General features: G+C 65.4%; 16 protein-coding genes and 2 tRNA genes. 6 read left to right on the top strand and 12 right to left on the bottom strand.

What is annotated here, in order from left to right; all coding sequences use genetic code 11:
- Positions 1-100 precede the first annotated feature (100 nt).
- Positions 101-1,519, top strand: coding sequence for a Si-specific NAD(P)(+) transhydrogenase (gene sthA / locus Mal64_RS05650; protein ID WP_146397902.1), 1,419 nt, complete (start codon positions 101-103; stop codon positions 1,517-1,519).
- Positions 1,520-1,704: 185 nt separating this feature from the next.
- Here the strand turns inward: sthA and Mal64_RS05645 are convergent, their stop codons facing one another.
- The gene (locus Mal64_RS05645) at positions 1,705-2,511 is read right to left on the bottom strand and encodes a hypothetical protein (RefSeq protein ID WP_146397900.1); all 807 of its coding nucleotides are present in this window, start codon (positions 2,509-2,511) and stop codon (positions 1,705-1,707) included.
- A gap of 429 nt (positions 2,512-2,940) precedes the next feature.
- On the bottom strand, positions 2,941-3,345 hold the full coding sequence (locus Mal64_RS05640; protein ID WP_146397898.1) for a hypothetical protein: 405 nt from the start codon (positions 3,343-3,345) through the stop codon (positions 2,941-2,943).
- Positions 3,346-3,520: 175 nt separating this feature from the next.
- On the opposite strand from Mal64_RS05640, the gene Mal64_RS05635 reads away from it, so the two are divergent.
- Both Mal64_RS05635 and Mal64_RS05630 read left to right on the top strand, forming a co-directional pair.
- A complete protein-coding gene (locus Mal64_RS05635; protein WP_146397896.1) occupies positions 3,521-4,573 on the top strand; it encodes a polysaccharide biosynthesis/export family protein in 1,053 nt (350 codons plus the stop codon).
- Positions 4,574-4,621: 48 nt separating this feature from the next.
- Positions 4,622-5,278, top strand: coding sequence for a hypothetical protein (locus tag Mal64_RS05630; protein ID WP_146397894.1), 657 nt, complete (start codon positions 4,622-4,624; stop codon positions 5,276-5,278).
- Here the strand turns inward: Mal64_RS05630 and Mal64_RS05625 are convergent.
- Positions 5,272-6,915, bottom strand: coding sequence for a right-handed parallel beta-helix repeat-containing protein (locus Mal64_RS05625; RefSeq protein ID WP_146397892.1), 1,644 nt, complete (start codon positions 6,913-6,915; stop codon positions 5,272-5,274). The two genes, Mal64_RS05630 and Mal64_RS05625, sit on opposite strands and share 7 nt — an antisense overlap.
- Positions 6,916-7,267: 352 nt before the next feature.
- Positions 7,268-7,352: transfer RNA gene (locus Mal64_RS05620), tRNA-Ser, on the bottom strand.
- 170 nt (positions 7,353-7,522) lie between these two features.
- On the opposite strand from Mal64_RS05620, the gene Mal64_RS05615 reads away from it, so the two are divergent.
- Positions 7,523-7,708, top strand: a complete 186-nt coding sequence (locus Mal64_RS05615) for a DUF6800 family protein (protein ID WP_146397890.1) — start codon at positions 7,523-7,525, stop codon at positions 7,706-7,708.
- 34 nt (positions 7,709-7,742) lie between these two features.
- Here Mal64_RS05615 and clpB read toward each other — a convergent pair whose 3' ends face one another.
- From clpB to Mal64_RS05585, 6 genes are all read right to left on the bottom strand, one after another.
- Positions 7,743-10,397 carry an ATP-dependent chaperone ClpB gene (clpB, locus tag Mal64_RS05610; RefSeq protein WP_146397888.1) on the bottom strand — a complete coding sequence of 885 codons (2,655 nt, stop codon included), beginning with the start codon at positions 10,395-10,397 and terminating at the stop codon, positions 7,743-7,745.
- A 224-nt stretch (positions 10,398-10,621) separates the two neighbouring features.
- Positions 10,622-11,272, bottom strand: a complete 651-nt coding sequence (locus Mal64_RS05605) for a carbonic anhydrase (RefSeq protein ID WP_197525478.1) — start codon at positions 11,270-11,272, stop codon at positions 10,622-10,624.
- A 139-nt stretch (positions 11,273-11,411) separates the two neighbouring features.
- Positions 11,412-12,356, bottom strand: coding sequence for a homocysteine S-methyltransferase family protein (locus Mal64_RS05600; protein ID WP_146397884.1), 945 nt, complete (start codon positions 12,354-12,356; stop codon positions 11,412-11,414).
- 194 nt (positions 12,357-12,550) lie between these two features.
- Positions 12,551-12,639 (bottom strand) — tRNA-Ser (locus tag Mal64_RS05595).
- A 113-nt stretch (positions 12,640-12,752) separates the two neighbouring features.
- Positions 12,753-15,398, bottom strand: a complete 2,646-nt coding sequence (locus Mal64_RS05590) for a sodium-translocating pyrophosphatase (protein WP_146397882.1) — start codon at positions 15,396-15,398, stop codon at positions 12,753-12,755.
- 276 nt (positions 15,399-15,674) lie between these two features.
- The gene (locus Mal64_RS05585) at positions 15,675-16,703 is read right to left on the bottom strand and encodes a DNA polymerase III subunit (RefSeq protein WP_146397880.1); all 1,029 of its coding nucleotides are present in this window, start codon (positions 16,701-16,703) and stop codon (positions 15,675-15,677) included.
- Positions 16,704-16,745: 42 nt separating this feature from the next.
- Here Mal64_RS05585 and Mal64_RS19685 point away from each other — a divergent pair, with 42 nt between their 5' ends.
- On the top strand, positions 16,746-16,967 hold the full coding sequence (locus Mal64_RS19685) for a hypothetical protein (protein WP_197525477.1): 222 nt from the start codon (positions 16,746-16,748) through the stop codon (positions 16,965-16,967).
- 24 nt (positions 16,968-16,991) lie between these two features.
- On the opposite strand, the gene Mal64_RS05580 is transcribed toward Mal64_RS19685, so the two are convergent.
- Both Mal64_RS05580 and Mal64_RS05575 read right to left on the bottom strand, forming a co-directional pair.
- Complete coding sequence (locus Mal64_RS05580) at positions 16,992-18,452, bottom strand: serine/threonine-protein kinase (RefSeq protein WP_146397878.1); 1,461 nt, start codon at positions 18,450-18,452, stop codon at positions 16,992-16,994.
- Positions 18,453-18,635: 183 nt separating this feature from the next.
- Positions 18,636-18,941 (bottom strand): transcriptional regulator, encoded by a 306-nt coding sequence (locus tag Mal64_RS05575; protein ID WP_146397876.1) that lies wholly within the window; start codon positions 18,939-18,941, stop codon positions 18,636-18,638.
- 411 nt (positions 18,942-19,352) lie between these two features.
- Here Mal64_RS05575 and Mal64_RS05570 point away from each other — a divergent pair, with 411 nt between their 5' ends.
- Positions 19,353-21,872: a hypothetical protein gene (locus tag Mal64_RS05570; protein ID WP_146397874.1), complete on the top strand. Its 2,520-nt coding sequence runs from the start codon at positions 19,353-19,355 to the stop codon at positions 21,870-21,872.
- Positions 21,873-21,887: the final 15 nt, after the last annotated feature.

Here is a 21,887-nt window from a genome sequence, read left to right as displayed (position 1 = left end):
GCTTTGCCACCATCCCCGTCAGTTCTCATGCGGGCCGATCGGTGGTAGCCTGTGGGGCACAGGCGCCCACCAACGATCCCCGCTCCCCGCCCACTTCGCTATGAAGCATTACGACGTCCTGGTCATCGGCACCGGACCCGCCGGCCAGAAGGGCGCCATCCAGGCGGCCAAGCTGGGTAAGAAGGTCGCCATCGTCGAGAAGAACCCGGTTTTGGGCGGAGCCCAGATCAACACCGGCACGATCCCGAGCAAGGCGCTGCGCGAGGCGGCGATCATGCTCACGGGGGCCGACCGCCGCTCGCTGCTCGGCTCCGACTACCGCCCCAAACGCGACGTTACGATCGCCGACCTCGTGGCGTTCTCGCAGCAGATCATCCGCCACGAGTGGGAGCTGATCCGCGCCCAGTTCGACCGCAACCACGTCGACCTGATCTGGGGCCGGGCCGAGTTCGCGGGCCCGAACGAGGTGCACATCCACACGCCCGAAGGCGAGATCGACCACGTCACGGCCGACAGCTTCCTGGTGGCCGTGGGCACCCGGCCGGCCAAGCCAGACCACATCCCGTTCAACGGCACGAGCATCCTCACCAGCGATGAGCTGCTGCACCTCGACCACATCCCCAAGACAATGATCGTGGTGGGCGGCGGCGTGATCGGCTCAGAGTACGCCTGCATCATGGCGACGCTCGGCGTGCGTGTGACGCTCGTCGAAGGGCGCCATCAGGTGCTCGGTTTCCTCGACCAAGAGATCGGCGGCGCGTTCCAGTACTTCATGCGTCAGAAGGGCATCACGCTCCGCTGCGGCGAAAAGGTCGAGTCGATCGAAGAGGTCCAAGACGAAGGCGACAGCGGCTCCCGCACCCTCGTGCAGGCCAAGCTCGAGAGCGGCAAGAAGCTACGCGCCGAGGTGCTGCTCTACTCGGTCGGCCGCCAAGGCGTGTGCGGCAAGCTGGGGCTCGACACGGTCGGCGTCGAGTTCGACGACCGCGAGCGGCTGCACGTGAACGACCATTACCAGACCAATCAGCCGCACGTTTACGCCGCCGGCGACGTGATCGGCTTCCCGGCGCTCGCCTCCACGAGCATGGAGCAGGGCCGCCGCGCCGTCTGCCACGCCCTGGGCGTGTGCGACGTGCGCAACTTCAACACCGAGCTCTTCCCCTTCGGCATCTACTCCGTGCCGGAGATCTCGATGGTCGGCAAGACCGAGGAGGAGCTCACCGACGAGGGCATTCCCTACGAGTCGGGCATCGCCCACTACCGCGAGATCGCCCGCGCCAAGCTGATCGGCGACGAGCTTGGCATGATGAAGATGCTGATCCACCAGGAGACGCACGAGATCCTCGGAATCCACATCATCGGCGCCGAGGCGACCGAGCTGGTGCACATCGGCCAGGCGGTGATGGCGCTGGGTGGGCCCGCCGAGTTTTTCATCGACAACGTGTTCAACTTCCCGACGCTCGCCGAGTGCTACAAAGTGGCGGCGTACAACGGGCTTAACAAGCTGAACCACGTGTGAAATCCCCCTCCCCCAAGGGGGGAGGGGCTAGGGGAGGGGGCGCCCCGGGCACACGGCGTCTGAATCTCCCTTCCCCTTCGGGGGAGGGAGATGAGGGGACCGCCCAGCTTGGCGCAATTTTTTTACGCTAAGCGGCCCAGGTGGGTCACTCATTTGTACTTACGAGAAGATGCCATAAATGCCACTCAGGGATCCGGATTGATGACTTCCTTGGCGTCCTCGCCGTCAGCGACGTACTCCCAATGCCGACCGAATCCTGGGCCAGTTGCTTCCCGACTCGTGGCGGCTTGCACCATGCCGCTCATCGCGTAGCCGATGTTTAAGTTCATCGATCGTACTCGGCGGTCGCCACTGAAATTGCCCTCGTACATGACTTGGACGTAGCCGACTAGTGGGAGCTGCTTGGCAAAGAAACGGGGTTCGCGACCGACGATCCAGCGAACTGCCGCCTCCTCGTCCCAGGAAGCAGCCACATCGTCACGTCGAGAGTACGCTTGCAACAGGTCGGCATATGGCTTCCGCACGCTGCGAGGGACGCCTACCGACGCGTCGAACGTCATCTCGTCACCGTCATCAACAGATCGCAACTTGGCGACGTGCCACGTTGACCAGTGCTTTAAGTCGGGTGAGTACCTCAAGTAGACCTGCCCCTGATAAGGGCGGCTCTCTTGGCCGCGTTTAAGCGTGTACGTACTTCTATCTGCCACGAGAGTGACGGTCACACCAGCCTGCTGAGGTGGCCGCCAGTTGTAGCCCAAAGCGATCGGCTTCGTCCGAACACTTGACTCGAAGTGCGAAGTGGGCTCACCACTCCAACCGAGGCCTTCGTCGGTGATATCAAGTCGCTCGTTTTGAGTCCAATCTGCTTTCGCGGAGGCGTCAAGCTCATCCCTGAAATCGATTGTGACCGCGTGCACAAGAACTATTCCGCCATGTGCCGCGGTTGCTATCACCCACCCAAGCATCGCACAAATAAAGGAGACGGTTCGCATGGCCAATACCTCGGAAAAGCATGGGTATGCAGCCGCAGCAAGCGGCCGTTTGCGGGAACAGAATTCTACGTATTCGGCTCACACTGGTGTAGAGCGACGATACGGTAAGTGCAAAGGAGGCGTCGACCTGATCATCCTGGCGGGCGCCAAAAACGGACGTTTTCGGGACTTCCGAGGCTCGGTTGCTGCCAAAGGACTTGCGGCGACAAGACTGCCCCAAAACCCGTCCCGAAAGCAACGCCCCACAAGCCGGGCAGCCTTCTGCTTCTGGGACCGCCCTTAGCGTGAAATATTGCACCGATCTGGCGGTACCCTAGATTCAGACGCCTCAGTGGGCGTGCTCCGCGCGGTGCCGCTGGAACGCCGCCGCCCCGAAGTCGTCGTCCGGCGAACGCCTGAGGGCGTTTAACGCAGCGATCCGACGCGCTCTCATCGGGGGCGATTGCCGCCGCCCAGGCGCGGGCTCGCGATCCCGGAGAAATAGCCGTTGTCGCCTAGGAATTGAGAGCCTGAGCCCGAGTAGAAAAACTGGCCGGGCGAGACGTTGAGCGGTTGGGTCGAAGAGGGAAGGCCGTAGCTGAGCTCTTGAATCGCTCGGCTGTTGCGTTCGAGCGCATTCTGCTGCTGGCGATTGAACTCGTACTGCCTCTGCTTCGGTCGGACCAAGCTGTAGTAGTTCGGCACGGGCGAATTATTCTGACGCAGCAGGTCGAGGTAGGGGCTGACCGTCGGCCGGGAGGGCTGGTAGCGCTGCCCCGCCGCGGGCTCGGCCAAGGCCGTTAGCCCTAACGCCGCTCCCAGTAGTGCTAGCATCCCAACGCGTTTCGCGGCCATCGAAGTCACCCTTTCGTTACGTCTTACGCACCCCACCATCACTAAGGTCGACGGGGAGGAATACGGACTAGAGCGATTTAACGAGTGTAACCGATTTGCAGGATGGCGCCGGTATGCCGCCTAAAGCGGGCATGCCACACGACGTCATTCCATTATTGACTCCAGTCAGCAATCGATGCCGCATATAGCTTCCCACATCGCGACGCTGATCCTGGCGCTGACGGCCGTGTCGTGCGGTGGATGCAGCTGGGTCTATCCCGGCATGAGGCCCGCGGGGCCTACGCCGTGTGTCCCGGCGGGCACGCCACGTGAGCTCGCCAAGGTGACGATGCCCGATTACATCATCGAGCCGCCCGACATCCTTGCGATCCAGGCGTTGAGGCTGCTTCCCAAGCAACCCTACCGGCTCCAAGCGATCGACGTGGTCTCTATCGGCGCCAGCGGTTTGCTCGCCTCCGACCCGCTGGGGGGCGACTACTCGATCCAGCCGGACGGCACGATCCACTTCGGCCATAACATCGGCGCAATGCGGGCCGAGGGGCTCACGGTCGCAGAATTCGAAGCCGCTCTGCTCGAACGGCTGCGGCAGGAGTACACCGATCCTCGGGTCTGGGTGACCGTGGCCACCTACGCCGACGTGCAGCAGATCTCCGGCGAGCACCTCGTGGCGCCCGACGGCACGGTGAACCTAGGAACCTACGGCCGGGTTCGCGTGGTGGGGCTGACGGTTGAAGAGGCGCGACGAGCGATCGAGGCGCATCTCTCGCAGTACCTCGAGTCGGCAAGGATCGTGGTCGATGTGCTCGGCTACAACAGCAAAGTGTTTTACGTTGTGACCCAAGGCGCCGGTCTGGGCGATCGCGTGGTCATCTTGCCGGTGCGCGGCAACGAGACGGTGCTCGACGCCATCGGCCAAGTGCAGGGGCTGACCTCTACGTCGAGCACTCGGATGTGGGTCGCCCGCCCCGGTGGCAACTCGTGCGGGGGTGACCAGTTGTTGCCGGTTGACTGGCTGGCCATCACCCAGCGGGGCGATGTCGCCACCAACTACCAGATGCTGCCGGGCGACCGGCTGTTTGTCTCCGAAGACAAGCTCGTCGCCTTCGACACGGCTCTCGCCAAGGTCTTTGCGCCCATTGAGCGTGTCTTGGGCGTGACGGCCCTCGGAGCCGGCACGATCCGCGCGGTCAATAATGTCGGTAACTCGAGCAACAACAGCGGTTTCTGAGGCTTGCTCGTAAGCCAGCCACGTGGACGCAGTTTTAAAGAGACGAACGTGACCGCCAGATTGACTCTCATCGCGATGCTCGCCGGCTTGATCGGCGCCTCCGGTTGCCAGCACGGCGTGTTCACCAAGAGCGCGCAGGAGGAATGCTGCCCCACCGACATCCGCAAGAAGCATTTCTGGTGTTGGGGCGAAGACGCCGTGATCCACTCGCCGTGCGGTCCCGACGAGGCTTACTACGGTTGCAAACCGACTTGCTGGCGAGAATGGCCCGCTCCGGGCGAGTCGTGGCGCGACGAGCACTGTGGAGTGTATGAATACGCGACGCACGAAACGGTTGTTGAGCTAGCTCCTGCCGTAGCCACCGTGCGAGCGGAGGCGCCGTCGCCGGAACTGATCCCTCGTGGCGTCGCTCCGGCGGCCGGTTCTCCTGAGTCGTCTGAAATGAACGACCCCAGCAATGCCGGTTCCTCGCCCGAATCGCCTAGCGAACAGGGCCTTTCGCCCGAAATCCCGCCGGCCCGCCCTGCCGAGCAACAGAGCGATAATTTCGAGTCGTACGAGCAAGGGGAGTCGTTCCAAGACTTCCCGGCGTTAGACGACTCGGCACTGAACCCAGCCTACCGCCACTTGCTGGTCAACAAGAGCTCACGCACGGCACGCAGGGGCAAAGGCCCGGTGCGGCTGCCGCCAGTCGATCGTTATTGAGAAAACGCTTCGGCCGAGCCACGACCCCTGCGTACCAAACTCAGCGCAAGTGCTGTTAGTAGTGTTACAGCTCCCGCCCCACCTTCGGGTACGGAGGCGGCGCCGGGGACGCTTGAGGATGCGTCTCGCCACAAGGTGAAGTCGGCCGCGTCCACGCTGCCGTCTCCGTTGCCATCGGCTAACGCTTGCCCGATAAAGCCATACTGCTCGACCCACAGCTGGTAATCATCGCTGTCGACCTCTCCGCTGCGGTCGTAGTCGCCCGGCATGGGTACGCAGATCGCACACGAATCGGCGCGCACTAGCACCAAGGGATCGAACGCCCCGGTGATGATGGTTTCTTCCGACGGTTCGAATGACCAGTCGCCCGACAGCGGGTCGTCGGCGAGCGGCTCGAACGTGGCGTTTGAGCCCGGCGTCGCTAAGAGTAAGTTTTCAGCGTCCTCGATCTCCAACTCAAAGCCCGCCACATCCAGAGGCACGATCCACTCGCCCCAATCGAAATCCCACCGCATCGGCTCGTCCGCGGCAAAGGGGGCGGCGACGCCGTACAGGCCGTCTTCCTCCGGCGTGGGAAGATCGGGCATCGAGCCCCCAGGTGTGGGGGCATCGACGTTCAACCAGCGGTTGCCGGTGAATTGAAAAGTCTCGGGCATGGTCTCGGCGCCGGCGTTCAACGCTTTCTTCCAGGTGCTGCTGTGTTCGACCGCGTTGCTGATGAACACGCCGTTCTGGGTGTCGACGATCTCGTCGCCGGGGTTCTCGTTGAGGATCCGCAAGGCCCATTCGGCCGGCTGGCGTATGTCGTTGTGGTGGAACACCCCGCCGTTCGTGTTGACCCAACTCATCGCGCTCGATCCGCCGACGATCCGATTGCCGTAGGCCGCGACGTCGCGCGCCGCGTAGCCGCTCTCTCCTGCGAGGAAGCGAGCCGCCGCGCCGACCGAGCCCCCCGCCTGCACGGGGCGGCCCGCGCCGGGGGCGTGCTCAAATAAGTTGCCGCGAATCACGATGTCGGTGCTCCCTCCCTTGGGCCGCACCCCCGAGCCGTTGTCGACTGTCGACGCGCGCCGGAAGTGTGAGTTCTGGATGATGCCTTGGTGCACGCCCACCGGATCGATCGCGCTGCCGCGCTCCCCCCAGTCGAACACACGCACCCGGTCGACAAGAAACCCCACCACTCCCGAGAGCTTGATGCCATCGTGATTGCCATCGGGGTCGATGTCGCGGACCGTGACGTCGCGGATCGTCACGTTGCGTGAGGGGGTAACGAACGAGCCGCCGTCGTCGATGTTAACGCCGTTGACCGTCTGACGCTCAAAGGTAAGGCCCTCGATCATCACGTCGACGGCGTCGACCAAGTGCAGGCCGTTTTGCTTGCCTCGGAAAACAGCTTCGCCGGTCGAATCGGGGCAGCGCCGGATGGTCACGCCGGTGAGGCCCACCCGGTAGAGCCCTCCCTCGTAGAGACCGGGGCGGACTGAAATCGTGTCACCGGGCTCGGCGTCGCGCAGTGCGGCGTTGATCTCTCCGTCCGTGCCAACGACCCATTCGTGGGCCCCTGCTGGATGACTAAAGCCAGCTTGGCAACTAATTAGCAGTCCCGATACCAGCAGCGTGCGCGCAGCGTAAGCCATGAGTGCCTCCTCGAAATCCGTTCGGGGTCATCGGGCGACGGTGTTCCAGACCGACGCAACCACGCGAATTTTTCGGGCGCCTCAGGCCGTGGGCAAGCCGCTAGAGCCTTCATTGGGACTCGATTGCGGCAGTCGGCAAGCGGCGAGGCTTGTAGCTACAAGCGAGGCCTTACGCACACCACTGACGGACTCGAAGAAAGATCACGCCGAACCGCCCCTGAAGCTGCGGGCGCCCCTGGGGGATAAACCTCAGAATGCGGTAGCCCAGGGAGGTGGCCAATGAGGCTGCCAGTGCTGCCGAGGACGATTGGCGCCAACGTCGGGCGGAAGAGGCCGGCGGCGTCTTAAATAGCGGTTGGGGAGGGATTCGAACCCCCGGACGGTTGCCCGTCGCCGGTTTTCAAGACCGGTGCATTCGACCACTCTGCCACCCAACCCGGGTCCGCCCCGCAGGGCGGCCAGTGGACTTTATTTTAGCAGGCCGCGGCGGTCAACCGACGCGTTGACCGCGCGGCCGAATCGCGAGTATAAAGTACGATCCGCCGAATTCGGCGATGATCCAACAGCAAATCCCCAATTACCTCCTAGTAGCGTCCGCGGAGAAACCATGGCAGGCAGCGAGCGTCAGCGTGAATTGCGTCGTCGTCGGAAGCGTCGCGAGCAGATCAACAAGTACAAGGCCAAGCTCGACAAGGCCTCGCCCAGCGAGAAGGCCGAGATCGCCCGCAAGCTGCGTGGCATGACCCCCGGCGCCAATGTGCTGATTGAGCGCTGGCAGCTGAGCGACGCCTGATAAGATCCTCCCTCCCCCGGTGGGGGAGGGAGCTTTAGCTGATCTCGAATGTGAACTCGTCGTCGCGCCAGTCGATCGTCACGGTGGCGCCTTCGGGTGTCTCGCCTCGTAGCAGCTCGCTCGCAAGCGGGTTCTGCAAACGCTGCTGCACCACACGCTTGAGCGGCCTGGCCCCGAACGCCGGGTCGTAGCCCTCGCCGGCGAGCTCCTGCCGGGCGGCGTCGGTGACGACCAGCCCCAATCCGTTGCGGGCGAGCAGCTTCTCGAGCGCGTCGACCTGCAGGTCGACGATCCGCCGCACGTCTTCACGCGCCAGCGGCTGGAAGACGATCACGTCGTCGATGCGGTTGATGAATTCCGGCAGGAACACGCCGCCCAGCGAGTCCATCACCCCCTCGCGCATCTCCTCGGCCGAGCCCCCTTCGCCGGCGATCTTCTGGATCAGCTGGCTGCCGACGTTCGACGTCATCACGATGATCGTGTTGGTGAAGTCGACCGTGTGGCCGTGGTTGTCGGTGAGCCGGCCGTCGTCGAGCACCTGCAGGAGGATGTTGAAGACGTCGCGGTGCGCCTTCTCGATCTCGTCGAGCAGGATGACGGCGTAGGGCCGCCGGCGGACCGCCTCGGTCAGCTTGCCCCCCTCCTCGTAGCCGACGTAGCCCGGGGGCGCCCCGATCAGCCGGCTGACGGTGTGCTTCTCCATGAACTCGCTCATGTCGAGCCGCACCATCGCCTGGTCGCTGTCGAACAGCGTCTCGGCGAGCGCCTTGCAGAGTTCGGTTTTACCGACGCCGGTCGGGCCGCAGAATAGAAAGCTGCCGATCGGGCGGTTCGGGTCTTGGAGCCCGCTGCGGCTGCGGCGCACCGCGTTCGACACGGCCTCGACCGCCTCGTGCTGGCCGACGACGCGTTGGTGCAGCCGCTCCTCCAGGACGAGCAGCTTGGCCCGCTCGCTCTCGAGCATCCGCGTGACCGGCACGCCGGTCCAGGCCGATACGACCTCGGCGATTTCGTCGGGCCCGACCTCCTGACGCAGCAGTTTGCGGCGCTCGTCGACCATGTCCTTGCCGGCAGCCGAGTCGGCTTCGGCCCGGGCATCGGCCTCGGCGACTTGGTCCTGGAGCTTCTTGCGCTCGGAATCGAGTTCGTAGAGTTTCTGGTAAGCCGACTCTTCGATCGGCTGGCCGGCGGCCTGGGCCTCCTTGATCGCCGTGGTCTGGCGTTCCAGCTCGTGCTTGGTCTCTTCCAGCCGGTTGCGCACATCGGCCGACGAACCGACGCCGAGCTTCTCGGCCTCCCACTGCTCGTTGAGGCTGGCCAGCTCGTGGCGCAGGGTCTCCATCTCCTCGTTGATGTCCTCGAGTCGCTGCTTGGCGTGCTCCTCGGTCTCGTCGGCCAGTTGGCGGGCGGCCAACTCGAGTTGCACGAGGCGCCGCTGGCGCTCGTCGATCTCCACCGGCACCGACTCGAGCTCCATCGCCAGGCGACTCATCGCTTCGTCGACCAGATCGATCGCCTTGTCGGGCAACTGGCGGTCGGCGATATATCGGCTCGAGAGTTCGGCGGCGGCCACCAGGGCCGAGTCCTTCACTTTGACGCCCTTGTGGTGCGCCTCGTATCGGGGCTTGAGGCCACGCAAAATGGCGAGCGTGTCCTCGACCGAGGGCTCGCCGACGAACACCGGCTGGAACCGCCGCTCGAGCGCGGCGTCCTTCTCGATGTGCTTGCGGTATTCGTCCAGGGTGGTGGCGCCGATGCAGCGCAGGTCGCCGCGGGCGAGGGCGGGCTTGAGCAGGTTGGCCGCGTCGGCGCCTCCCTCCGCCGCTCCAGCGCCGATCACGGTGTGCAGCTCGTCGATGAACAGCACTACACCGCCGGCGGCGTCTTCGATCTCTTTGAGCACCGCTTTGAGCCGCTCCTCGAACTCGCCGCGGAACTTGGTGCCCGCGACGAGTGCCCCCAGGTCGAGGGCGATCACCCGCTTGTTCTTGAGGCTCACCGGCACGTCGCCGTGCACGATGCGCAGCGCCAGGCCCTCGGCGATCGCCGTCTTGCCGACGCCCGGCTCGCCGATCAGCACCGGGTTGTTCTTGCGGCGCCGCGAGAGGACCTGGATCACCCGACGGATCTCCTGGTCGCGGCCGATCACCGGGTCGAGCTTGCCCGCTTCGGCCCGCTCCACGAGGTCGATGCCGTACTTCTCTAGCGCCTGGAATTTTCCTTCCGGCGACTGGTCGACCACCCGTTGGCTGCCGCGCACCTGCTGCAGGGCTTTCAGCAGGTCGGCCTCGCCGACGGCGTTCAGGCCGAGCGTGTCTTTGGCTTTTGACTTGGTCTTGGCGAGTGCGAGCAGCAGGTGCTCTGTCGAGACGTAGTCGTCGTGCATCGCGCCCGCCTCGCTCTGGGCCGCTTCGAGCACCTGGGTCAGCTCGCGCGAGAGCTGCGGTGGCGTGCCGCTCGACGATTTGGGCAGGTGCCCGAGCTCCGCCTCAACCATCTGCTGCAGCTGGCCGACATTGGCCCCCATCTTCTCAAGCACCGGGCGCACGACCCCCTCGCTCTCGACAAGAAGGGCCGCGAGCAGGTGGTGCGGTTCGATCTGTGGATTGCCCGCGTCAGCGGCCAGCTCCTGGGCGTGCTGCACCGCCTCCTGGGCTTTGATCGTCAACTTGTCGAAGCGGAAAGCCATTTCGTAGCGGGATGTTTCGGGAATCGGGGGACTAGGGAATCAACGCACAATTGCTATACGCGTGTACCGACACAAAGGTTGCCTTCCGGGCAGGGTTTCAGCGATTTTCGCTGATCCGCTTGCCGGTGCAACCAGGGGGGTGGGCTGGCTCCTCGCCCAGGCAAGCTGCACGAATCGCGCCGCTGTGCGTGGCTACGACAGAAAGTCTCAGCCGTCCGAAGACATCAGTCGCCCAGCAAATGCACGGCGCCCGTCTCCAGGTCGTAGACCGCACCGCGGATCTGGAGCTTGCCGGCTTCGAGCGACTCGTGCAAATCGTGGCAAGCGGACAGGCGTTGGATTGCGATGCGAACGTTCTTCTCGATCGCCTCGTCGACCTGGCCTTCGGTCGGCTTGTTGCGGTCGAGGCCCCGCATGGCCGGGGCGATACGCGCCAGCAGCGAGAGGATCTCTTGCGGCTCTTCCTGAAGGTCGTGGGCGACGAAGGCGTGGTGCGCGGCGGTAACGGCGCCGCAGCTCTTGTGGCCCATCACCAGGACCAAGGGACACCCGAGGTGATCGACGGCGTACTCGATGCTGCCCGTCACGTCGTCGTCGACCACGTTGCCGGCCACCCGGATCACGAAGAGGTCGCCCACGCCTTGGTCGAAGATCAGCACCGGGGTGACACGCGAGTCGCTGCAAGCGAGCACGGTGGCGAACGGGTGTTGCTCGTGGGCCAGCGACGCCCGGTAATCGGCCGAGGCGTGGGGGTGGATCGACTCGCCGCGAACGAACCGCTTGTTGCCCTCAACGAGGCGGCTAAGGGCATCTTGGGCAGAGACGGACGCCGCTTCGCCGGCTGTCGCGGGCGCCGAGCACAAGGAGGCCAGCAATCCGGCGGCTCCGATAATCGTTACGAACCTCATCACGCTTCTCCCAAGTCCTATTAGCCTGCGACGCTTGCGCACAAGAGTTTAGCACGCAACGCGGGTGAGAGAAGCAAGGCTGCGACGACGTGTGTGCGGCAAAGCCCTAGCCGTTAGACACGAGGCAAGCCGCGCAAATCGCCCCGATATGCCGGTGGTCCGTCCCGCAGCAGCCGCCCAGCACACGCAGGTGCGGCAGCCGCTGGGTGAGCATGACGTAGTGGTGGCCAAAATCCTCCGGGTCGCCTTCGTCGAGTTCTTCGGCGGCGTCGAGCTCGGCGTGGCTGCAAGCGGAGGCGTTTGCTCGCAGGCCGAGCAGGCGGCCGATCCAAGGCTCCGAGCCCGTTAGCACATCGTCGAAGTGGGTGGGGTGGGCGCAGTTGATCATGTAATAGGCTGGCGCCGAATCGGTCGCCTCGTCGACCTCTTGGATCGTCTCGCCCAGGGGTTGGCCGGTGGGCAGACGGCCATCGGTCTCCACGGTGAACGAGATCGCCGCCGGGATGCCGGCTTCCTTCGCGGCGCGGGCGAGGCCGATCGCCTCGGCGGCGTAGTTGAACGTCATCGCCGTGACTTGGTCCGCTTTGGTGTCGGCCAGCACGCGGACCTGATGGGCGTGGTAGTCGGTCGCTTGATCGGCGGACATGGCGTTGTCGGCCACGTAGCCGTCGCCACGCGGGCCGATGCAGCCGCTCAGCACCACCGGCCCCGACATGCCCGCCGCCTCGCGGACGGCGACGAGGTGCTCGATCGCCGCGTGGTTGATACGCTCCAGGTCCTCGGGGCAGCCGATCTTCGCCATCCAATCGGGGTTGGCACGCCAGGTGGTCGACTCCAAGAGCAGCCCGACGCCGTGCCGCTCGGCCATCTCGGTGTAGCGGCGGAAGTATCGCTCCATGATCGCGAGACCCTGCGGTTCGTCGAGCAGCGGGAACGACGCGAACTCCGGCAGGTCGCAGCCCTCGTGAAAGACGAGCACGGTCTCGAGCCCGCCGTCGGTGATCAGCGTCTCGCCGTTGAGCTGCGGGAGGTCGTTGCGGTAGCGGGGCATGAGTGGGCCTTCCGTGAGATTTGCTTGGGGAGAATCTCTAACGGGGGAGGGGCGGGAGTGTTGCGACCGCTGCGCATATATTGGGGCGTCCGAGGGCCGTAGGCCCTCGGCTATTGCCGACCGTTGGGCGGCGGCCGACGTGAGATTAACGAGAAAAGGCCCCCGACGCTTTGCGTCGGGGGCCTTTTCTGTAGCGGAGAGGACAGGATTCGAACCTGCGGAAGGGAATGACCCCTTCACCGATTTAGCAAACCGGCGCATTCGACCACTCTGCCACCTCTCCGGGTGGACCACCAAATGGTGGGAAAACCCAGTTTAGCCGAAAACGGGCTCCGGCAAAAGAGAAGGAGCCCCTGAAAACGGCTGAGGTTCGCGGCCCCGGGCCTCAAACCCCGCTTAAAACCACCCCAGCGACGTCAGGCTGTACCGCACGATCAGTCCGGCCGCCACGAGGCTGACCATGCTCATCAGCTTGATGAGGATGTTGAGGCTCGGGCCGCTGGTGTCTTTGAAGGGGTCGCCCACCGTGTCGCCGACCACGGCGGCCTTATGGGCGTCGGTGCCTTTGCCGCCGTGGGCGCCCGCCTCGATGTACTTCTTGGCGTTGTCCCACGAGCCGCCGGAGTTGGCCATGAAGACCGCCAAGCAGAAGCCCGTGGTGAGCGTGCCCATCAGCAGCCCCAGGACGCCGGTCACGCCCAAAAGCATGCCCACCACCAGCGGCAGCAGCAGTCCCAGCAGCGAGGGGCCGATCATTTCACGCTGGGCCGCCTGGGTGCTGATCGCCACGGGGGCCTCGTAGTCGGGCTGTTCCGTGCCGTCCATGATGCCCGGCTTCTCGCGGAATTGGCGGCGGACCTCTTCGACCATGCCCTGGGCCGCGCGTCCGACGGCGTTCATCGTCATCGCGCAGAAGACGAAGGTCGCCATCGCCCCGGTGAAGATGCCCACCAGCACCTTGGGGTTCATCAGCGTGGCGTCGTAGTAGGTGCTGAACTGCGGCAGCGTGGCCTCGGCGAGCGGCAAGAGCGGCGTGCCGGTGGGACGCCACAGGAGACGCTCGCCGGAGTCGTCGAGCAGGCTCGCCACGGACGCCTCGGAAGCCTCCGCCCCGACGGTGTCGCCGAGCGGGCTCTCATGGTCGAGGTCGCGCCAGGCGTTGAGCGACTCGTCCTCGGCGCCGACGCCCGCTTGCAGTTGCTCGGGCATGATCAGGTACGACTCGGTCGACTTGTCATCGTTGAGCCTGACGAGGAACTGGTCATTGAGCTTGTACCAACCAGCCGCCCCGTCGTCGTCGGCGGCATTGAATGTTTGTGTGGCGAAGTCTTCGGTCCAACTCTCGAACCCAACGCGAACGCCTTCGATGTAAGCCGCAAACAGGGCGAGCGCGGTCAGCGCCGCCGAGCCGATCGCAAAGCCCTTGCCGGTGGCGGCGGTGGTGTTGCCGAGGCTGTCCAGGGCGTCGGTCCGCTCGCGAACGATCTCCGGGAGGTTCGACATCTCGGCGTTGCCGCCGGCGTTGTCGGCGATCGGGCCGTAGGCGTCGGTGGCCAAGGTGATGCCGAGCGTGCTGAGCATTCCGACCGCGGCGATGCCGACACCGTAAAGGCCGACCGAGAAGTAAGCGACATCGTTGAAGTGCCAGCCGCTGGCGAAGCCGAACGAGAGCAGCGTGGCCAGACAGACCACGACCACCGGGGCCCACACGCTCATCATGCCGTCGGCCACGCCGCCGATGATGATCGTCGCCGGACCGGTGACCGCCTGATCCGCTAGCCGCTTGGTGGGTGCAAACTCGTCGCTCGTGGCGTACTCGGTCCATTTGCCGATGAGCAGCCCCGCCACGGCGCCGCAAACCACGCTGAAGGCCACGCCCGGCAGGCCGAGCCACCAGCGGGTCGCCTCGGTGGTCGGCATCAGCAAGGAGGAGGCGATCACGGCCGCGATGATCACCAGCACGGTCGACAGGTTGATGCCCTTGGCCAGGGCGTGCAGCAGGCTCTTCTGACTGGCGTCTTCGTCGGTCTTGACCGTGTAGATGCCGAGGATCGACAGCCCGATGCCGAGTCCCGAGATAACCATCGGCAGGAGCAGGGCGCCCATTTGCGCCTGGACGGAAGACATGCCCTCCGGCACAAGGGTGGGGCTGGCGAAGGCGGCGGCGCCGAGGGCGGCGGTCGCCAAGATCGAGCCGGCGTACGACTCGTAGAGGTCGGCGCCCATGCCGGCCACGTCGCCCACGTTGTCGCCCACGTTGTCGGCGATGGTGGCCGGGTTGCGGGGGTCGTCTTCGGGGATGCCCTGCTCAACCTTGCCCACGAGGTCGGCGCCAACGTCGGCCGCCTTGGTAAAGATGCCGCCGCCCACGCGGGCAAACAGCGCCTGGGCGCTGGCGCCCATACCGAAGCAGAGCATCGTCACGGTGATCTCAACCGGCGTGAGCACGTCGTCGCTCAAGAAGGGCCACGCCCAGTAGAGGAACGCGAACCACAGGGCGATGTCCATCAGACCCAAGCCGACCACCGTGAGGCCCATGACGGCGCCCGAGCGGAAGGCGATCTGCAAGCCTTGGTTGAGCGACTCTTGCGCGGCGGCCGCGGTGCGGTTGCTGGCCGCCGTGGCGGTCTTCATGCCGAACCAGCCGGCGAGGCCCGAAAACAGCCCGCCCGAGAGGAACGCGAACGGCACGAACTCGCTCTGCACCTTCAGGCCGAACGCCGCGTAGGCCAAGAGCAGGGCGACCACCAGAAAGAACACCGCGACCACACGGTACTGCTGTTGCAAGTAAGCGTTAGCGCCCGAGCTCACGTAGCCGGCGATCTCGACCATGCGATCGGTGCCGGGTGAGGCGGCGATCATCGTCTTGTAGAACTGCCGCGCCTGGATCAACGCGGCGAACGCTCCCACGGCGGCGATCAGCCAGCAAACAACGACGACCGTCGTGGAGATATCACCGCCGCCCTCCTCGGCTGCCGAGGCGGGGCTCGCCGCAAGGCTGGCCGCGGCGAACGTCAAACCAAACCACCGATGCCTCGTCATGGCACGCTCCATCGCACTGCGTGGGAAGTCATTGCTTTGTGGGTATGGGCCGGTCGCAAGTCGCATCGTGGTCAGGCGGGGGCGGCGGCGCCGCGATAGCCAAGTCGATGCGTTTATCCAACCAGCGCCGCTCCCGGACCGGCCCCCCGGCGGGGAGCCCAAAATAAGAGAGGAGTCCATTCGTGAGGCCGCCTCGCCAAGAGTGAGGCGGCAATTGCCGTAGCAGGCCGATCAAGCTACCGGCCCCGGCGTGGGGGTGTCAACACGTCGCGGCGATCAAACCGCTTGACCCCGTGCGGCAACGGCTCGCGGGGCCGCCGCGGCGAGTTGCTGAGCCAGCCGCGCGACCACGTTCGCGAGGTTGGCGTTTCGATCGATCGCCTCCTCGGCGTCGAGGCACGCCTCGACCATCGAGAGAGCCCCTGAGGGGTCGGTCCCGGCAGCGGCCGCGGCGTGCATCGCTTCGCGACCGGATTCGACGAGGAAGCCGATGAGTCTCCGCAGGCGGTCGCGACGCTCCGAGGCCTGTTTTCCCGCCGAATCGGTCCGTTCTTGCAGGAGTTTGGCAAGCCTCAGCGGGTCGCCCACCGAACGCTCGAGACAGCCGAGAACCGCGCGGCGGTCCTCTTCGGCCGAGCCGTCGGACAACGCCAGGGCTCGCGACACGCTGCCGCGGGCCAGGCGAGCGAGTGTCTCCGCGTCGGGCCGCCCTTCGCTGGGGGCTCCGGCGGTCCACTCGGGGAGAGATTCGAGCACCTGAGCCGCCGTCGTAGGGTCGAGTGGGGCGAACCGCACCACCTGGGCCCGAGAGCGGATGGTCGGCAGTTGCCGTGCGAGACTCGTCCCGATCAAGATCAGCACCGAGTGAGGGGGCGGCTCTTCGAGTGTTTTGAGCAGGCAGTTCGCGCTCTCCACGCCGAGCGCGTCGGCGTCGTCGATGATCGCCACCCGCCGCCGGCCGAGGTAAGGCTTCAGCGCGATGTCGTGGCACAGCCCTTCGCGGTGGCGGTGCTCGGCGCGGCCGATGAACAGGTCGAGCGGCAGCGAAGACTTGCCCGGGGGCCGGGCGACCGTGAGCACGTCGGGGTGCGAACCGGCGTCGCAGAGCAGGCACGACTCACACCGCCCGCAAGCCTCGAGCCCATTCGAGTCGGACCCCGAGCACTGGAGGGCCTTGGCGAGCCAATGAGCGAAGGTCCGTTTGCCGATCCCCTCGGGGCCGACGAACAGGTACGTGCTCGCCAGGCGGCCTGCTTGGATCGTGCGGCGGAAGAATTCGCGGGCTGGCTGGTGTCCCTGTAGCATGCTGGCTTTGGACTGCTCGGGAACAATGATAATATTGGAACGATGGAAAATCCCCGACAAGACGAAGACACTCCCGCAGGTGCCCGCGAAGGCTTCAACCGGCTAGCAGGCCTTGGTTGCCACGCAGCCGGAGTTGTCACTCTGGGGCTGCTCGCTTTTAGCGTCTACGAAGACGGCTTTAGGGACGCTCAATCGCTGTTAATTGGCGTGGCGGTCGCCATGGTGTTTTTCGGCCTGGGCTACACCACAGGGAGACGGGGCTGAATCGCTCGTCAGGAGACAAGTGTCTCAGGACGCGACTTGTGCGCCGAGGGCCGCAAGGACCGCCTCGCGGAGTTTGCGTAGTTTCACCGGCATGGTGACCACGCCGCGGTGCTCGCCCGTCTTGGCGGCGGCGGCCCAACTGGCCTGCGCCTCCTCGAGCAGGAGCACGGCGGGCATGTTCCGCAGCTGGGCGTCGTCGGCGCAAGCGTTGAACGCGTCGAGGGCGTCGGCGCCCACGGTGGCGGCGCAGAACAGTATCACCTCGGCCGCTTGCGGATTGGAAGCGAAACGCTCGAGCGCTCGGTTCGGGTCGCCCGAGACGAGTACCCGGTAACCGTTTCGCTTGAACAGATCGCGGAGCACGTCCTGCCGCTTGGTGTCGGATTCGACGACCATGATCTTGCGCGGCTGGCCGTCGGGGCCGATGCCCTCCTGGCTGGCGAGTTCGCGTTTGCCAGCCGCGGCGCCGTCGCCGACGCGTCTGAGGGCGAGCTTCAGGTCGGTGAGCATATCGCCGGGCGACTGGTAGCGACGCTGCGGGTCGAATTCGATCGCCTTGTTCACCACCAGCGAGATCGCCAGCGGGGTCTCGGGGGCCGATTCGAGCAGGTTCGGGATGTCTTTGAAGCGCGACTTGGCGAGCCGCTGCATGCGGTCACGCGTCTCCGCCATCGGCGGCTTGCCCGCGAGCAATTGCCAGAAGATGCAGCCGGCGAAGAAAATGTCGCTGCGGATGTCGTCGCGGCGCACGCTTGTGGCGCGCTCCAGGCCGGCGTAGTCGATCGAGCGCTGGTTGGCGGCGTCGCCGTCGCCGGTTTCGGCGTCGAGCCCGGCGAGGCCGAAGTCAACGAGCATCGCCACACCGTTGCTGGCCACCAGAACGTTCGACATCTTCAAGTCGCGGTGCGTCACACCTTTCTGGAAGGCGTAGTGCAGACCGGCCAGCATGCCGGAAACGATACGCGAGGCCTCCTCGTAGCCGAACTTCTTACGGACTTTGTAGAAGTCGCGGAGGTTGCGCCCCTCGATAAAGTCCATCACGATAAAGTGCTCGGACCCGCGGGAGCTGACCTCGTGGATCGGCACGATGTTCGGGTGGACGAGGCCCTTGCAAAGGTCCCCCTCGCGGCGGAAGAGCTCGGCCTCCTTCGGGTCGCTGCTGTGTCGACTGCGAAGCACTTTCACCGCAACCAGTTTGCCGGTCTCGCGATGGGCAGCGCGGAACACACGGGCGAACGTGCCGGCGCCCACGCAGTAGAGCACCTTGTAGTCGCCGTAGTAGTAGCCGTCGCGAAGGCCACGAGTCAGCCGGTCGATCTGATAGTTGGTGAGGTAGTCCTTGCGCAACAAGGCCTGGGTGAAGTCGCCCAGGCTCACGTTGCGTGAGCCGAATTCTCCCCACACCGCCTGCGCTTGCGCGCCGTCGAGCACGTTGGCGTCGACGGCCCGCTGGGCGAGTTCTTCGGCGGTGGCGATCGCGGGCATAGCTTAAGGGGAGCAGCGGTTTAGGTAGGCCGAGGCTATCCGTTCGGTCGGCTGGCGACAACACGACTCGCGGCGACGGCTACGCCAAGAGTTGCTAGCCGGTGCGACACGACCCAACGGCGGTGGAACGCCGGGGCCCGATCCTTATGCCCCGCGATGACGACAACGTGCTGTCGCTTGCGTTCATTCGCCTTGGTCGGTGTCGCTCTCCCAGTTTCGCAGCTTGGCTTGGCACTCGTCGCGTTCACGACGGGTCGCTTCGAGATCAAACATCAGGTACTTCATGTCAAGCCGCAACTGGCTGAGCGCGTCCTGCACCAACGACAAGATACGCCGACGGCGGGTCGTGCTCTCGACCACTTGGTCGAGGAGCGGCTGGATCCGAGCGGCGTGCTCCTCCGGCAAACCCTGCACGGCTTCGACAAGCCGAGTGAGGTCTGCGGGGAGTTCGGCGACAGGAGCGGTGTTATTGGCTTTAGATACGGGCATGTTGCGAATCTCCGGTGAGAGGCGGGCGTTGCCTCACACACATTGCAGTCAGCGCGCCAGTCCGAGCCAATTACCTCTGCCACTCTGTTCCGACACCGCCACAACTGATTCTAAGCACTGGACTTACGCAAAGGCAAGCCATTGGCGCCTGCGGCGTGCCGTGGCGGCCGGCATTGTTGCAACAACGCCACACAATCGTCTGGCCGGGGACCTCAAATCCTGATATAGCCGCTACTTACATGCGTTCTCCACCGTGTGGCGTTTCTGCTACTTCGCCGCGGCCGAGTTGTTGACCGTAGTCCACGTCCGTTTGTCATGAATAAGTCTCGCCAGATCGGCCCGCTTCAACTCCTGAGGAGGCCGTTCTGGACACTTGGTGTCGTGCTAGCTTGTTTCAGCACTGCGGACGCCTTGGCTGAGCCTTGGTCGGATCCGTGCGACGCCCCCGCCACGAGTTGGGAGTTGCGGCCCGGCGTCGCTCAGGTCGAGCTGTACCACCACAAACGCGTTTCGATCCGCAACGGCAACGAGCCGGGTTTTGCTGAACTAGCGAACTACGCCTGCCCAGCCGGCACTTCTTGCCTTTTCACCCGAACCGTGCCCAAGGCGGCGTTGATCGATGAGCTAGGGGTCGAGGTCGACTTCCGTTCCGACCATCCCGGCGCACTTCTGGCTGTAGAGGTCGTACTGCCTAGGGTGACCGATCCACGAACAGGCGAACCGGCACGGGTGCTCGTGCGGAGTGAAAAGCGCTACGAGCGGGCCGGCTCGTGGGCCACGATGCGTTTCGATGGGCTGCCCATTGCGGTAAAACGCGCCGCGCGTGGGCTCCGGCTCGACGAGCGGTTCGCGGCGATCGACGAGCGCGAGGCGTACGTCGAACGCGTGGCGATTGTCTGTCCCGGCGACCCGCGTGGCGTGCGGCTGTGGATCGATGAAGTCCGCCTCGAGAGCGTCGCCCAGGTGGCGTCGGTCTCGACACCGCAAAGCTCTGAAGCCGCTGCCGACGGATCCGACCTCGGCGCCGCAGCCGAGGGCCCCGCACTTTCGGCGTTGGAGAAGACGACCGTAGGTCCCGAGATAACAATTCATAGCGGCGGCTTGCGTATCGACGAGAAGTATTTCTTCCCTCGCGCCTGCCGCTGGCGTGATGAAGATTTCGGGGAGCTAGCGAAGCGCGGGTTCAACACGGTTTGGCTGGACGAAACGCCCGACGCGAAAACCCTCCAGCAAATCGCCGCAGCGAAACTGCGTGTTCTCTGTCCGCCGCCATCGGCCGAGACGCTCGAGACCCACACGTCCGCCGATTGGGCGCCGGTGGTGGCTTGGGTGCTGCCGGGCGAAGCGGACCGCCTGCGTCTCGACTCGGCGCTGGTGGAAATCGATCGTGTCCGTCGACTCTCCACAGGGTTGCGGCGTCCGTTGCTCGCTCGGACCACCGAGTCATTCGGCGCATGGAGTCGCTCGGTCGACGGGCTGGTGGTGGCCGTCAGCGGCAGCCGCCGCTCGCTGCTCGAAAGGGCCGTCAATGAGTCACGAGCCGGGACGCCGATCTTGGCGATCGCCTCCGCTTCTCCTGAGCCGGCGCTAGCGGAGCAGATCCAGACGCTCTTGCCCGAATGGGCTCCCCCGCGTTGGACGCCCCCGCACCAAACGACCGCCGCCGCCTGGCGCGCCGTGGAGCTCGGCGCCCGCGGGTTGGTGGTTTGGACCGAGGAGCCGATCACCGCCGCCGATCAGTTCGCCGGTCGGATGGCGAAATCGCTCGAGATGCTGAACCTGCGGCTTGCCTTGATCGAGCCATGGCTGATGGGGAGCCGGCGGCATACGGTCGATGGGGTCGCAGCAGATTCACCGCCACTCGCGGCGTTCCAAAGGCAAGGGGTAGAGCTCGTGTTGCCTCCCGAGCCGGGCCAATCCGTTCTGCTGCGAGGGCTCAGCGACGGGGCGCGGGTGGCGGGGCTCTCGCCAGCAGGCCTGTCGGGCCGTCGGGCGAGACGTGTCGCCGGCGGAGTGAGCGTGGCTGCGGAGCAAGGCGCGGGGGGAGAGTTTCTGTTAGTGTCGAACGACCCCCGTGTCACGCGTTCGCTTGAGCAGTACACCAGCCGTGTGGCCCCCCGAGCGGCTGCGCTGCAACGCGAGTTAGCGATGGCGGCGCTCGAGGACCGCGACGCGCTCGATCCGACGACACGTCGCGCGGTTGAAGGGCTTTTGGGCAAGGCGCGGCTGGCGCTGGTCGCCCGCGACTTCGCCACGGCGTATCGCTCGTCGTACGAAGCGCAGCGGCTCGCCGACGTGGTGGCCGAGAAACGGCTCGAGCTGGCTCGGCCCGAGGGCTTGCACGACAGCGCCCCGCTGTCGCTCGTCCCCGAGACACTGACCGACCACTTTCGGCTTGCGCACCTGCTGGCCACGCTGCCACGAGGCCCCAACCGACTCTACGGCGGCAGCTTTGAAGAAATCGAACAGACCAGACGGCTCGGCTGGCGCCGTCACAAGGCAGGGGCTGAGTCGACGGCCGAGGTCGACCTCGCCGCCGACCAGGAGTCGCCGCACGGCCAACGCTATTTACGAGTCGTCGGCCGAACGCCCGCACGCGCCGAAGCGATCGAGTCGCCGCCCGTGACGGTGCGACGGGGCGAACTGCTCGAGTTTACCGGCTGGGCCCGCACATCCGGGGCCGGTTACTTGGTGCTGAGCGATTCGCTTGGGGGCGAAACACTGTCGCTCAAAATCGAGGGCCCTGACCGTTGGACCCCGTTTCGGTTGCTTCGCGCAGCGCCGCGCGACGGAGAGGTCGTGCTCCGAATCGGCGTGGAGGGCGTGGTCACGGCAGGTGTCGACGGCGTCATGGTCCGCGCTATCGAGCGGCCAGGCGTGCGGGCCCCGGGGGTTGCTTCTGAGCCCAGCGCGTCGACCCCGCAACGCTGAGCCCAGCGGGGCGGC

The organism is Pseudobythopirellula maris (genome assembly GCF_007859945.1).
Taxonomy (GTDB): Bacteria; Planctomycetota; Planctomycetia; order Pirellulales; family Lacipirellulaceae; genus Pseudobythopirellula; species Pseudobythopirellula maris.
The sequence above is the reverse complement of the archived record's forward strand: the minus strand, read 5'-3'. Positions and strand labels throughout refer to the sequence as shown.